Here is a 13,595-nt window from a genome sequence, read left to right as displayed (position 1 = left end):
GGGAATATGCCTCCGTACGAGAAGATAAATGCTTACCGGACCTCGCGCCGGGGTCCGCGGCGCCGCTGGTTTGCGGCGGCCTTGCCGTGGATGTTCGTGCTTTGCGTCGCGGCGGCGACGACGCGGCCGGTGCGAGACTGGGTACGCTGGTCGTTGCCTGACTTCGCCGACAGCCAGGCGGCGCGCGATGCCGAGATGGTCTGGAAGCGCTCTGGAAGTCCTGACGTGCGCCATCCCGTCGATGTCATCCGGACCATCGATGGCGACACGTTTGAGGCGCGGGTGCATTTGTCGCCCGGCGTTGAGCCGACCACGCGCATACGCCTGCGCGGCATCGACGCGCCCGAATTGAAGGCATCGTGCCCTGGGGAATTGCAGATGGCGGAAGCCGCGACCGGTGCCCTGCGCGCGCTGCTCGGCGAAGGCGGCGTCACGATCTTCAACATTGGACCGGACAAATATAGCGGCAGGGTCGTGGCGGAGGCCGCGACCCGGCGCACCGGGAACGTTTCGGCGGCCATGCTCGCGGCAGGTCATGCGCGCGGCTATGGCGGCGGTCACCGCAACGGATGGTGCGCGACCGCTACAGGTAACGATGCTCCCGCAAGTAAGCGATGATGCGCTCGCAGGCCGCTTCGGCCGACATCTCCGACGTGTCGATGGTGATTTCCGGTGCAAGCGGCGTCTCGTAGGCCTGGTCGATGCCGGTGAAGTTCGGCAACTCGCCGGCGCGCGCCCGGGCATAGAGTCCCTTGGAATCGCGGCGCTCGCATTCGGACAGCGATGTCGCGACATGAATCTCGATGAACTCGCCGTCGTCGAGCCGGCGCCGCGCCGTTTCGCGATCGCCGCGGAACGGGGAGATCAGCGAGACCAGCGCGATCAGGCCGGCATCGACGAATAGCGCCGCGATCTCGGCGACGCGGCGGATGTTCTCGACCCGCGCCTCGCTGGTGAAGCCGAGGTCGCGGTTGATGCCGTAACGAAGATTGTCGCCGTCGAGCAGCGCGGCATGGCGCCCGAGTTCGGCAAGGCGGCGATCGACGAGATTGGCAATGGTCGACTTGCCGGCGCCGCTCAGGCCGGTGAACCAGAGCACGCAGGGCCGCTGCTGCTTGAGACGGGCGCGCACGGATTTGTCGACGTCGAGCGCCTGCCGGCGGATATTGGTGGCGCGACGCAGCGAGAAATCGATCATGCCTGCCGCCGCCGTGCGGTGGCTGATCGGGTCGATCAGAATGAAGCTGCCGAGCTCGCGATCCTCGCGATAGGCCTCGCAGACCAGCGGACGGTCGAGGCTAAGATTGACGTAGCCGATCTCGTTGGCGGCGAGCGTGGTGGCGGCCTGATGCTCCATGGTGTCGATCGCGACGCGGTGCTTTAGCGTCGAGATGACCGCGCCGGTCGAGGCGGTGCTGCATTTGAGCACGTAGCGGCGGCCCGGCAGCATGGCGTCGCCGTCGAACCAGACGAGATGCGCGGCCAGTTGATCCGATACCAGCGGCGCGGCGCCCGCGGTCAGCACGTCGCCGCGGCTGACATCGATCTCCTCAGTCAGCGTGAGGGTTACCGATTGGCCGGCTGTGGCGTGGTCCTGCTCGCCGGCGGCGGTGATGATGCCGGCGACATGGGTGAGATGGCCGGACGGCCGCACGCTGATCGCGTCGCCTATGCGCACCGTGCCGCTGGCGATTCGCCCGCTGAAGCCGCGAAACTCCGCATTCGGCCGGTTCACCCATTGCACCGGAAGCCGGAACGGTCGCTCTGCGATGTCGCCGGTCACGTCGACCGTCTCCAGATGCGCCATCACCGTCGGCCCGTCGTGCCAGGGCATCCGCGTACTCGCGGCGAAGATGTTGTCGCCGTCGCGCGCCACGACGGGAATGCATTGAACCTGCGGAATGCCGAGGCGGGTCGCGAGCGTTTGATAGTCGGCGGCGATCGCGGCAAAACGATCGGCATCGAAGCCGACCAGATCCATCTTGTTGACGGCCAGCACGACGTGGCGCACGCCGAGCAACGCGAGGATATGGCTGTGGCGGCGGGTCTGCGTGATCACGCCCTTGCGCGCGTCGATCAGCACCACCGCGAGATCGGCAGCGGACGCGCCGGTCGCCATGTTCCGGGTATACTGGGCGTGGCCCGGCGTGTCGGCGACGACGAAGCGGCGGCGCTGGGTGGCGAAGAAACGGTAGGCGACGTCGATCGTGATGCCCTGCTCGCGCTCCGCCTGCAGGCCGTCGACCAAAAGCGCAAAGTCGAGATCGCCGCCGGTGGTGCCGGCGACCTTGCTCTCGGAGGCGAGCGCCGCCAGTTGGTCGTCGAGCAGCGTCTTCGAATCGTAGAGCAGGCGGCCGACCAGTGTGCTCTTGCCATCGTCGACGCTGCCGCAGGTGACGAAGCGCAGCGTCGGCCGGTCATCCTGCCCGAGCTGCAACGCGTCGAGAACGGCTACCGCGGGCGCCTCGTGATAAGACATCAGAAATAGCCCTCCGCTTTTTTCCGTTCCATCGACGCGGTCGAGTCGCGGTCGATGACGCGTCCTTGCCGTTCGGACGTTCGCGAAATCATCATCTCATGGACGATCTCCGGCAGGTTGGCCGCCGTCGACGACATCGCGCCGGTCAGAGGATAGCAGCCGAGCGTGCGAAATCTCACCGAGCGCCACATCGGCTGCTCGCCAGCGCGCAGCGGCATCCGCTCGTCGTCGACCATGATCAGCGCGCCGTCGCGCTCGACCACCGGCCGCCGCGCGGCAAAGTACAAGGGCACGATCGGAATGTTCTCGATCGGGATGTATTCCCAGACGTCGAGCTCGGTCCAGTTCGACAGCGGAAACACCCGCATGCTCTCGCCGGGCGCGAGCATGGTGTTGTACAGGCTCCACAGCTCCGGCCGCTGCTGCTTCGGGTCCCAGCGGTGCGTGGCGCTTCGATGCGAGAAGATGCGCTCCTTGGCGCGCGATTTCTCCTCGTCACGGCGCGCACCGCCGATCGCGGCATCGAAGCCGCCGGCTTCCAGTGCCTGCCGCAGCGCCTGCGTCTTCATCACGTCGGTATGAAGCGCCGAGCCGTGGCTGAACGGGCCGATGCCCTGCCTCAGACCGTCGGCGTTGACATGGACGATCAGATCGAGCCCAAGCTCGCTTGCGCGCTGATCGCGAAACGCGATCATCTCGCGAAACTTCCAGGTCGTATCGACATGCAGCAGCGGAAACGGCGGCTTGCCGGGATAGAACGCCTTCATCGCCAGGTGCAAGAGCACCGAGGAGTCCTTGCCGACGGAATAGAGCATCACGGGTTTACGGAATCCGGCCGCCACCTCGCGCATGATGTGGATGCTTTCGGACTCCAGGCGCTGCAGATGGCTGGTGGCGGTGCGGGGCTGCTTGCCAGCCCTTCCAGGGAGGGCTGGCTCGGCGATCGTGCGAATGTCCAGCATGGCGATCACGCGGCCGCGGCGAACCAATCGCCGAACAAGCGCTCCGACGTGGCCGCACTCAGGCCAAGATCCCGAACACACGCCGCAACCGAGGCGCGATAGGCATCATTGACCCCGCACCGCTCCAGGATGTCCAGTTGGGCTTCGCTCAGCGAGGCCGTTGCGCGGCACTGGTAGCGATAGGCGCTATCGGAGGTGTGTAGATTGGGCACCTTGTAAATCGTCGCTTCGCTCGGGAAGATGACGCGCGCGTTGTTCACCTGCACTTGTCCCGGCTCCCGCCACGACGTGACGGCATTTTCGGTAAAGCTGCTCGAAAGGCCAAGGCGGTCGAACAGGACACGGACCGACGATATGGCCTCCTTGCTCACCTCGTAAACGTAGTGAGTGACCGGAACGCCCTGTCGCTTGGCGTAGCTTTCCACCCGAACCGCGCTCAGCGCGGCGATGACATAATGCTGTAGCAACGTACTTTCCGGCGCGCGAGAGATCAGCTTCTCGAGCCATGACGCCAGCGCACTCGCCGGCTCGCGATCGAGCATGATGAGGTGCAGCCGGGCCTGCGGATAGCCCGCCTCGATCAAGAGCTGCAGCGGATTGAACAGGCTCTCGGCGAGCACGTAGGGCCCGATCGTCTCCTTGCTGAAGATGTCAGGCTCATCGGTCGCCGACGGCACGATCCAGGGCGTCAGCGACTGGCCGACGAGCGCATCGCGCAGGATCGCCTTGAGCGGCTGATAGTATGAAGGCATCCCGATCATGCCGAACAGGTTGCTCAGAGCTGTCGATCCGACCCGGGCCTTGCCGCATGCGAAATAAAGCATCGGGAAGTCTTGCGCCGGGCGATGCCGGAAGTTCTCGGCAAGGCACTCCGTCACTTCGCGCATCAAGGTTTCGAGCGCGACGGTCCTGGTCTGGAATTCGCCAACTGGCGAAAGCAGCATGGTGTCGAGGGAACTGTGCTGCTGCCGAACCAGATCGGGGATTCGTTCGAGCGAATCGGCTGAGGTCGCGTGGATGTTCATGTCGGGAGGCTCACTGAGGCAGGTTCCGCAAGCGAGGTTGCTTGTGGCTTCTCAGCCAACCTATAGTTGTTCGACGGTGCTGGTCAAACCCGTACAATCCCGGGGCGTGCTGCGTATATCGAGCGAGCACCGAACGTGTGCTCGCTGCCTCGTTGGCGGCTCAGGCGGCGCGCACAGTGTTGAGGAACTTCTCGACCTCCGCCCTCAAGAGACCGCTTTCGCTGGACAGTGAGCGCGCCGATGCCAGTACCTGGGCCGAGGCCGAACCGGTGGAACTCGCGCCGGAGTTGACCTGGGTGATCCTCTCCGCGACCTCGGCGGTGCCCTTGGCTGCTTCGCTGACATTGCGGGCGATCTCGGCCGTTGCGGCACCCTGCTCCTCGATGGTTGCAGCGATGGTCGTCGAGATGTCCGAAATCCTGGCGATGGTGGCGCCGATCTCCTTGATCGCGCTGACCGAGTCTTCGGTCGCCGCCTGCATGCCCATGATCTGTGCGCCGATCTCGTCGGTGGCCTTGGCCGTCTGAGCCGCCAGCGCCTTCACCTCGCTCGCCACCACGGCGAAGCCGCGGCCGGATTCGCCGGCGCGCGCAGCCTCGATGGTAGCATTCAGCGCCAGCAGGTTGGTCTGTTCAGCGATCGCGGTGATGAGCTTGACGACGTCGCCGATCCGGCCCGCTGCCTTCAGCAGTTCATTGATGCGCAGGTCCGTCTGCTCCGCCTGCCTCACGGCCTCGTTCGCAATGCGGCTGGAATCGTGGACCTGCCGGCTGATCTCGACAACCGACGTGCTCATTTCCTCGGCGGCGGAAGCCACCGCGCCGACATTGGTGGAAGCCTCCTCGGAAGCCGCGGCGACCATGCCGGAGAGCTGCTGCGTCTGCGCAGCGGTGCCCGACAGCGTGCCGGCGGCGGCCTCGAGCTGCTGGGATGCCGACGATACCGTGCTGACGATGCCGCCGACGGCGGACTCGAAAGCGTCGGCAAGCTTGATCATTTCCGACTTGCGTCGTGCGGCCGCAGCGGCTTCCTGATCCTTCCGCTCGGCTTCCATCTGCTCGATGCGGAGCAGGTTATCCTTGAAGGTGTGGGCCGCGCGGGCGTTGTCACCGACTTCGTCGCCGCGGGCCGTGTAGGGAATCTCGACGGCCTTATTACCGCCGGCGAGTTGCATGAGCACGTCGCCGATACGCCGGATCGGGCGGGCGATGCTCAACACCGAAAAAACCGCGGAGGCGATCAACATCACCATGACGAATGCGCCGACGATGAACGCGAAGTTGGCGACACGATCCAGTTCCGCCAGCAACTCGCCTCTGCGTCGCGCCGCGAATTCGTTGGCGACGCCCACCAAGTCGTCAATGCGTTTGCTGACTTCCTGGGCCGCCGGGCGCATACGCCCTGTGAGAATGCTCGCCTTCGCCGTTTCGGCCGCGGCCTTGGCGTCGCCGGCGGCAGCGCCGATGACGGCCTTTTGCGCCGTCGCCAGCTCGACGGCACTGGCCAGATAGGCATCCGCGAATCTCTTTGTCTCCCGGTAGGCATCCTGTGTGACCTTCCGCGTCGCCCGTTCCATTGCGGCGTTGATTTCGGTCCCGGCTTCAGTTGCGTGGGTGCGGAGAATCTCGAGGAACTTGTCAACCTCTGCAACTGACGGCGCGGAGCCGATCTCGAGAGCGGCGAGCTGCGCGCGCGCCATCGCCGTCTGCGTCGCCTGCGCATTGCCTTTGTTGAGGTAGTTGATGATGACCAGGCGGTTGGATTCCACAATCGACCGGTGGCCGAGCATCTGGTTGGTCAGAATGCCGCCCACCAAAATGACGCCGATACCGGCCGTCAGACCCAGCTTTGTACCGATACGAAGCTTGAACCGTCCCATGGCGCGCCGCTCCCCTTGCAGTTGAAGCAGTAGGCGACATACAACTAAACCAAACGTAAAAACTAAACCCCGTACAACTACAGGGAGAGTTCCGCAAAACCGCGTTCTGCAGAACTACCGAAACAAAAAAGCCGCGCCAAGGCGCAGCTTTTTCAGGTGAAAATGATCTGGGACGATCAGCGCGTGACGGTCACGGTGGTTCCGACCGGCACGCGTTGATAGAGATCGGAGATGTCGTCGTTGAGCATGCGGATACAACCGTAGGACACGAAGCCGCCGACCGAGCCCGGCACGTTGGTGCCGTGAATGGCATACTCCCCCCCGGCCAGCGTCATCGCCGCGACGCCCATCGGGTTGCGCGGCGAGCCGCCGGGAATCACGTCGGGCATATAAGGCTTGTCGCGCCTGACTTCGCTCGGGGGCGACCAGGCCGGGTTGAGATACTTGCCGTCGATCTTTGTGGTGCCCGACCATTGCTTGCCGGCCTTGCCGACGCCGACCGGATAGCGCATGGCGCGGCCGGATTCGAGAATGAGATAGAGACGTCGCTCGCCGGTCTTCACCACGATCGTGCCCGGCGCGTATTCGCCGCTGACATCGACCAGCTCCGGCCTCGCTTGTGCCTGCGAAGACATCATAGTGCCCGCAGCCAAGGTGGCGGCCAACGCCACCGCAATCCTCATTGACATTCCCCAGCTCCACTCTGCCCGCCCTCTCAGGGGCTCTCAAAATGTCCTTTCAAGCCTTGACGGCCCGCTGTCTCGTCCACCCGTTTTCAGTTTAGTCGCACGAACTGACCGGCTGGTTTCAACGCCAGCCTTCGAGATTGTTTTCGATGGAGGGAACAAAGGGAATGTTCGAAATAGAGTAAATGACCGTAAAACAACACGCAGCGGCGAAGAGGCCCGTGAGGCGGGCTCGCCACTGACAAACGCGTGAGCGATCGGATTACCGCAAAATTCGGCATTCGCCTCGTCCCGGGGGTCCCGGGACGAGAGGCTTGCTATAGCGTCGTTCTACGCCGGCGCCGACTTCTTGTTCTGCCGGTTCATCACGAGGTCGTCGACCACGGCGGGGTCGGCGAGCGTCGAAGTGTCGCCGAGACTGGAGGGCTCATCCTCGGCGATCTTGCGCAGGATGCGGCGCATGATCTTGCCTGAGCGGGTTTTCGGCAGGCCCGGCGCGAACTGGATCTGGTCGGGGGACGCGATCGGGCCGATGTCCTTGCGCACCCAGGCGACCAGCTCTTTCCGCAGCTCCTCGGTCGGCTCGGTACCGGCCATCAACGTCACATAGGCGTAGATGCCCTGGCCCTTGATGTCGTGGGGATAGCCGACCACGGCGGCTTCCGACACCTTGGCATGCGCTACCAGCGAGCTTTCGACCTCGGCGGTGCCCATGCGGTGGCCGGAGACGTTGATGACGTCGTCGACGCGGCCGGTGATCCAGTAATAGCCGTCGGCATCCCTGCGGCAGCCGTCGCCGGTGAAATACTTGCCCTTGTAAGTCGAGAAATAGGTCTGCTCGAAACGCTGGTGGTCGCCATAGACCGTGCGCATCATTCCCGGCCAGGACTTGATGAGGCAGAGATTGCCCGTGGCTTCGCCCTCGAGCACCTTGCCGTCGGCATCGACGATCTCAGGCACCACGCCGAAGAACGGCCGCGTCGCCGAACCCGGCTTGAGTTTTGTGGCGCCCGGCAGCGGCGTGATCAGGATGCCGCCGGTCTCGGTCTGCCACCAGGTGTCGACGATCGGACAGCGGCCGTCGCCGACCACGCGATAATACCATTCCCAGGCTTCCGGATTGATCGGCTCGCCAACGGTGCCGAGCAGCCGCAGGCTCTTGCGCGAGGTCTTTTTCACCGGCTCGTCACCGCCCTGCATCAGCGCGCGGATCGCGGTCGGTGCGGTGTAGAAGATGTTGACCTTGTGCTTGTCGATGACGTTCCAGAACCTGGAGGTGTCAGGGTAATTCGGCACGCCCTCGAACATCAGCGTGGTGGCGCCGTTCGCCAGCGGCCCATAGACGATGTAGCTGTGGCCGGTGACCCAGCCGACGTCGGCGGTGCACCAGAAGATGTCGCCGTCGTGGTAGTCGAACACGTATTGATGCGTCATCGACGCGTATACGAGATAGCCGCCCGTGGTGTGCAGCACGCCCTTCGGCTGACCGGTGGAGCCCGATGTGTAGAGGATGAACAGCGGGTCTTCCGCGTGCATGTGCTCGCACGGGCATTCCGTCGTCACCAGCTTGGCCACTTCGTGGTGCCAGAAATCGCGCGTTGGATTCATGTCGACGGCAGCGCCAGTGTGTCTCACGACGACGACCCAATCGACGCCACCCGCTTTCTCGATCGCGGCGTCGACATTGGCCTTCAGCGGCACCTTCTTGCCGCCGCGCAGTCCCTCGTCGGCGGTGATGATGACCTTGGACTGGCAGTCGGTAATGCGCTGGGCGAGGCTGTCCGGTGAGAAGCCGGCGAACACCACGGAATGAATGGCGCCGATCCGCGCGCAGGCCAGCATTGCATAGGCCGCTTCCGGGATCATCGGCAGATAGATGGTGACGCGGTCGCCCTTCTTGACGTTCCGCGTGCGCAGGATGTTGGCCATCTTGCAGACTTCGTCGTGCAACTGGCGATAGGTGATATGCTTGGACTGCGAGGGATCGTCGCCCTCCCAGATAATGGCGGTCTGATCGCCGCGCTTGTCGAGATGCCGGTCGATGCAGTTCCAGGCGGCGTTCAGGACGCCATCCTCGAACCATTTGATCGAGATGTTGCCGGGGGCGAAGGAGGCGTTTTCGACCTTGTGGAAGGGCTTCATCCAGTCGATGCGCTTGGCCTGTTCGGCCCAGAAACCATTGGGGTCCGAGACCGAGCGGGCGTACATTTCGCGGTACTTGGCGTCATCGACATAGGCGCGTTTGGCCCAATCGGCGGATACGTCGTAGATCTTCTCGGACATGTTACCCTCCCACTCATTGCGGCCGGATGCTCGGCGGCCACAAGTCGTCCCTGATTGTTGCAGCGATTATGCGTCGCGGGACGATGCCCGGACAAGGCGGAACGTGTGCGACCTTGGTCGGCCAGCCGGTTTCCGGCCTTGTCGCGGATCAAAGTCAGGTCATTTTCGCGGGTCCCGCTCAGGGCAAATCAACGTTATCGGCGGAATGGCTCCCATGGCCGGTATCTAATAACCGTCAATGACGGAATCGGGACTCGCAAAGTGGTTCGTTACCCCCTAAATGGCCTCCCCGGGGCCGGCGGCCTCCCGGAACAAGCCATAACAAACGGCATTACCGGCGAAACAGGCGGAGTAGGGCGACAACGCATATGATGGATCAGCAGAATTTCGAGGCTACGCGGCCCGTTTCCGCCGATCCTGCCGTTGCATTGGCCGAAGCGCTCGGGCAACTGCCAAAGGAACCGTCCAAATCGTCCGCGGCAAAGCCGCACATCATCGCCTCCGTCGAAGCACTGGCACAGGAACTTGGCCTCAAACTCGGCGATCAAAACGGCCTGACCATCCGCCGCATCAAGCGCGGAAAAAGTTATTCATTCATTCGCGCCAATGGCACGCAGATCCGCCACGCCGGAACGATCCGGCGCCTGCATTCGATGGCGGTGCCGCCGGCCTATCGCGACGTTCGCTATTCGGCCGATCCGAACTCGCATCTGCAGGCGGTCGGCTTCGATGCCGCTGGCCGGTTGCAGTATCGCTACCACGCCGATTGGGAAAAGGTTCGCGAGCACCGCAAGGCGCACCGCCTGGCCAAACTGGTCGCGGCGCTGCCCAAGATCCGGCGGAAGGTCTCTGCGTATCTGTCGGGCGAGGAGCCGACGCGGGAGTTCGCACTCTCGGCCGTGATCGAGTTGATCGCCCGCACCGCCATCCGTCCGGGCAATGAATCCTATGCCCGCCTCAACGGCACCCGCGGCGCCACCACGCTGTTGAAATCGAACGTCACGCTGGAGGACGATTGCCTCGTCCTGACCTTCAAGGCCAAGGGCGGCAAGGCCGTGCGCAAGGAATGCGACGCCGCCAAGCTGGTGCGCGCGATCGGCATCCTGCGCACCGTGCCGGGCAAGCGCATGTTCCAGTACCGCGACAGGTCTGGCGTCGTGCGCGCCGCCTCGACCACGGCCGTGAATGCGTTTCTGCGCGAGATCGCCGGTATCAAGATTTCGCTGAAGGATTTCCGCACGCTGATGGCATCGGCCGTGGTGCTGGAATCGCTGTCGCGGATTACACCCGCAGCAAGTGAGCGCGGCCGCAAGAAGCAGGTGCTCGAAGCCGTGCGCGCGGCGGCCGACGAACTCTCGAACACGCCGGCGATCTGCCGCAAGAGCTACGTCCACGACACCATCGTCACCGCGTTCGAAGACGGCATCCTCGAGCGCTTTGCCGCGACGATGAAGGGCTACCGAACGCAAGCGAAACGCGAAGCGCTGCTGGCGCAGGTGGTGACGGCGGCGGCTGCGGCGTAAACCGTAGCTCTCGTAGAAGCCGTAGGGTGGGCAAAGCGAAGCGTGCCCACCGTCTATCGACATCGGGATACTGAATGGTGGGCGGAGCCTGTCATCGGGCGCGCATTCGCGCGACCCGGTGGCTTTGCCCACCCTACTCAATGGCGGTCCTACGCAGTGACGCGCGCTACATCCCGCCCATCTTGCAGACCAGCTTCCACTCTTCCGCCGTGACCGGCTGCACCGACAGCCGCGAATATTTCACCAGCGCCATGCCGGCGAGCTTCTTGTCAGCCTTGATCGCGGCCATCGTCACCGGGGTCTTCAACGGCTTGTCGGCCTTGATGTCGACGCAGACGAATTTGCCGGTCTTGTCGGTCGGATCGGGATAGGCTTCCTTGATGACCTCCGCGATGCCGACGATCTCCTTGCCCTCGTTGGAATGGTAGAAGAAGGCTTTGTCGCCCTTCTTCATGTTCACCAGATTCTGCCGTGCGGTAAAATTGCGCACGCCAGTCCAGGCTTCGCCCTTTGCTCCCTTTGCGACCTGCTGGTCCCATGACCAGGCCGACGGTTCAGATTTCACCAGCCAGTACGCCATCGTCATTCCTCCGCCTTGAACGGCCGCGTCAGCAGGCCCTCGATCGCCGCGTCGATCGTCACCTTGCCGCCGAGGATCGCCGCGACCGCATTTGATACCGGCATATCGACGTTCTGCGAAGCCGCCAGTTCGATCAAGACCGGCGCGGTAAATTCGCCTTCGGCGAGCTTGTCGCGGTTCGGCGGCTCGCCGCGCCCGAGCGCGACGCCGAATGCCAAATTGCGAGACTGCGGACTGGAGCAGCTCAGGATCAGATCGCCGAGACCCGACAGGCCCGCCAGCGTTTCGCTGCGCGCGCCGCAGGCGCGGCCGAGGCGCGCGAGTTCGCTGAAGCCGCGCGTGGTCAGTGCGGCCAGCGCCGAGGCGCCGAGCTGACGGCCGACGACGATCCCGGCTGCGATCGCCAGCACGTTCTTGGCCGCGCCGCCGATCTCGACGCCGCGAACATCCGTGGTGTGATAGGGCCGGAAGGTTGATGAGCCCAGCGCCTGCACCAGACGGCTCGCCAGCTTTTCGTCCCTTGCCGCAAGCGTAACGGCGGTCGGAAGGCCTCGCGCGACGTCGTCGGCGAAGTTCGGTCCCGACAGGATCGCCGGGATTGCTTCCGGTATGGTCTCGGCAATGATCTCGGTCATGAACCGGTGGGTGCCGCGCTCGATACCCTTGGCACAGGCGACGACGGGTGTCTTTGGCTTGAGGTGCGGCGCTAGCGTCGCCGCGGCTTCGCGCAAGCTTTGCGCAGGCGTCGCAAGCAGGACGACGTCCGCGCGCGCCGCGGCAGCGATGTCGGCCGTGACGCCGATGCTGCTGTCGAGGCTCACGCCGGGTAGTTTTGGATTGTTTCGCGTCGTCTGCATCTGCGCGGCGCTTTCGGCGCTTCGCGCATAGAGCACGACCTTGCGGCCGGTGCGCACCGCGGCGCAGGCGAGCGCGGTGCCATAGGCGCCACCGCCGATTACCGCGACGGAATTGAAGGACGCCATGTCAGAATCCTGCGCGGGTGTTGGCGAAGCCGGCCGGTGCGGTTGCGTTGGCGTCGAGCAGCCAGCGCGCGCGCGGCGGCGCATCCATCGTATCGGTCAATCCCAGCGCCATCCGCTCCGCGCCGGCCCAGGCGATCATGGCGCCGTTATCGGTGCAGAGCGCAGGCGGCGGAATGATCAGCGTGGTCTGCGCCTTCGAGGCCACATCCTGCAGCGCCCCGCGAATGGCATGATTGGCGGCGACGCCACCGGCGGCGACCAACGCGCGGGGCGGGCCGAATTGCTCGTGAAACAGTCGCAAGCCGACGCTCAGCCGATCTGCGGTCGATTCCAGCACCGCGGCCTGAAAACTGGCGCAGAGGTCGCTGACGTCCTGCGGCTCCAGCGGCGCCAGGCGGTTGGCCTCATTGCGAACCGCCGTCTTCAATCCCGACAGCGAGAAATTCGCATCCGGCCGGCCGAGCATCGGCCGCGGAAAGGCGAAACGTTTGGCGTCGCCACTTCCCGCCGCGCGCTCGACCTCAGGGCCGCCCGGATAGGGCAGCGACAACATCTTTGCGACCTTGTCGAAGGCTTCCCCCATCGCGTCGTCGACGGTGGTGCCGAGCCGGACATATTTGCCGACACCGACCACGGCGACGATCTGGGTGTGACCGCCGGAGGCGAGAAACAGGCAATAGGGAAAGACGAGCGCGCAAGTGAGCCGCGGCGTCAGCGCGTGCGCTTCGAGATGATTGACCGCAATCAGCGGCGTGTCATGCACCATCGCAATGGCCTTGGCGGTGGTGAGTCCGACAATCACGCCGCCGATCAGGCCGGGGCCTGCAGCGGCCGCTACCGCCGACAATTGCGCGAAGCCGACATTGGCGTCCTTCATGGCCTGGCCGACGATCCCGTCGAGCAGGTCGACATGGGCGCGCGCCGCGATCTCCGGCACCACGCCGCCGAAACGGGCGTGTTCTGAGGTCTGCGAGCGCACGATATTGGATAGAATCTTTCCGCTTCCGTCGCGCTGGCGCTCGACCACGGCGGCTGCGGTTTCATCGCAGGTGGTCTCGATACCCAGCACCAGCATCGGCTTGTCGTTGTCCAATTTGAACCCTTGTTTAGCCTTGCGCTATCGCCAAAAACAACGCTTCCGTAACCGGGTAGCATTACGAGGTCACAACGTGCAATCGCCTGCGCGTGCCCGAAA

General features: G+C 64.4%; 11 protein-coding genes. 2 read left to right on the top strand and 9 right to left on the bottom strand.

All coding sequences use genetic code 11. The features are described 5' to 3' along the window. Positions 1-6 precede the first annotated feature (6 nt). Positions 7-618 (top strand): thermonuclease family protein, encoded by a 612-nt coding sequence (locus V1273_RS00405; protein WP_442894048.1) that lies wholly within the window; start codon positions 7-9, stop codon positions 616-618. On the opposite strand, the gene cysC is transcribed toward V1273_RS00405, so the two are convergent. From cysC to acs, 6 genes are all read right to left on the bottom strand, one after another. Then, positions 584-2,479 (bottom strand): adenylyl-sulfate kinase, encoded by a 1,896-nt coding sequence (gene cysC / locus V1273_RS00400; RefSeq protein WP_334408365.1) that lies wholly within the window; start codon positions 2,477-2,479, stop codon positions 584-586. The genes V1273_RS00405 and cysC overlap by 35 nt on opposite strands. After that, positions 2,479-3,441, bottom strand: a complete 963-nt coding sequence (cysD, locus tag V1273_RS00395; RefSeq protein ID WP_334408364.1) for a sulfate adenylyltransferase subunit CysD — start codon at positions 3,439-3,441, stop codon at positions 2,479-2,481. Before cysD ends, cysC begins: the two co-directional genes overlap by 1 nt. 5 nt (positions 3,442-3,446) lie before the next feature. Further along, the gene (locus V1273_RS00390; RefSeq protein ID WP_334408363.1) at positions 3,447-4,466 is read right to left on the bottom strand and encodes a sulfotransferase family protein; all 1,020 of its coding nucleotides are present in this window, start codon (positions 4,464-4,466) and stop codon (positions 3,447-3,449) included. 160 nt (positions 4,467-4,626) lie between these two features. After that, the gene (locus V1273_RS00385) at positions 4,627-6,345 is read right to left on the bottom strand and encodes a methyl-accepting chemotaxis protein (protein WP_334408362.1); all 1,719 of its coding nucleotides are present in this window, start codon (positions 6,343-6,345) and stop codon (positions 4,627-4,629) included. Positions 6,346-6,521: 176 nt separating this feature from the next. Next, complete coding sequence (locus V1273_RS00380; RefSeq protein ID WP_334408361.1) at positions 6,522-7,034, bottom strand: L,D-transpeptidase; 513 nt, start codon at positions 7,032-7,034, stop codon at positions 6,522-6,524. A 327-nt stretch (positions 7,035-7,361) separates the two neighbouring features. Further along, positions 7,362-9,314 carry an acetate--CoA ligase gene (acs, locus tag V1273_RS00375; protein WP_334408359.1) on the bottom strand — a complete coding sequence of 651 codons (1,953 nt, stop codon included), beginning with the start codon at positions 9,312-9,314 and terminating at the stop codon, positions 7,362-7,364. Positions 9,315-9,682: 368 nt separating this feature from the next. Here acs and V1273_RS00370 point away from each other — a divergent pair, with 368 nt between their 5' ends. Further along, positions 9,683-10,837, top strand: a complete 1,155-nt coding sequence (locus tag V1273_RS00370; protein WP_334365705.1) for a DNA topoisomerase IB — start codon at positions 9,683-9,685, stop codon at positions 10,835-10,837. 166 nt (positions 10,838-11,003) lie between these two features. Here the strand turns inward: V1273_RS00370 and V1273_RS00365 are convergent, their stop codons facing one another. The 3 genes from V1273_RS00365 to tsaD are packed head-to-tail and all read right to left on the bottom strand — an operon-like array spanning position 11,004 to position 13,475. Continuing rightward, positions 11,004-11,417 carry an EVE domain-containing protein gene (locus tag V1273_RS00365; RefSeq protein ID WP_334365704.1) on the bottom strand — a complete coding sequence of 138 codons (414 nt, stop codon included), beginning with the start codon at positions 11,415-11,417 and terminating at the stop codon, positions 11,004-11,006. A 2-nt stretch (positions 11,418-11,419) separates the two neighbouring features. Continuing rightward, positions 11,420-12,400: an NAD(P)H-dependent glycerol-3-phosphate dehydrogenase gene (locus tag V1273_RS00360; protein ID WP_334365703.1), complete on the bottom strand. Its 981-nt coding sequence runs from the start codon at positions 12,398-12,400 to the stop codon at positions 11,420-11,422. Position 12,401: 1 nt separating this feature from the next. Continuing rightward, positions 12,402-13,475, bottom strand: a complete 1,074-nt coding sequence (gene tsaD / locus V1273_RS00355) for a tRNA (adenosine(37)-N6)-threonylcarbamoyltransferase complex transferase subunit TsaD (RefSeq protein WP_334412141.1) — start codon at positions 13,473-13,475, stop codon at positions 12,402-12,404. Positions 13,476-13,595 lie beyond the last annotated feature (120 nt).

This window comes from Bradyrhizobium sp. AZCC 1721 (assembly GCF_036924715.1).
Classification (GTDB): Bacteria; Pseudomonadota; Alphaproteobacteria; order Rhizobiales; family Xanthobacteraceae; genus Bradyrhizobium.
Note: the sequence above shows the minus strand (reverse complement) of the source record. Positions and strands in the feature narration are given on the sequence as shown.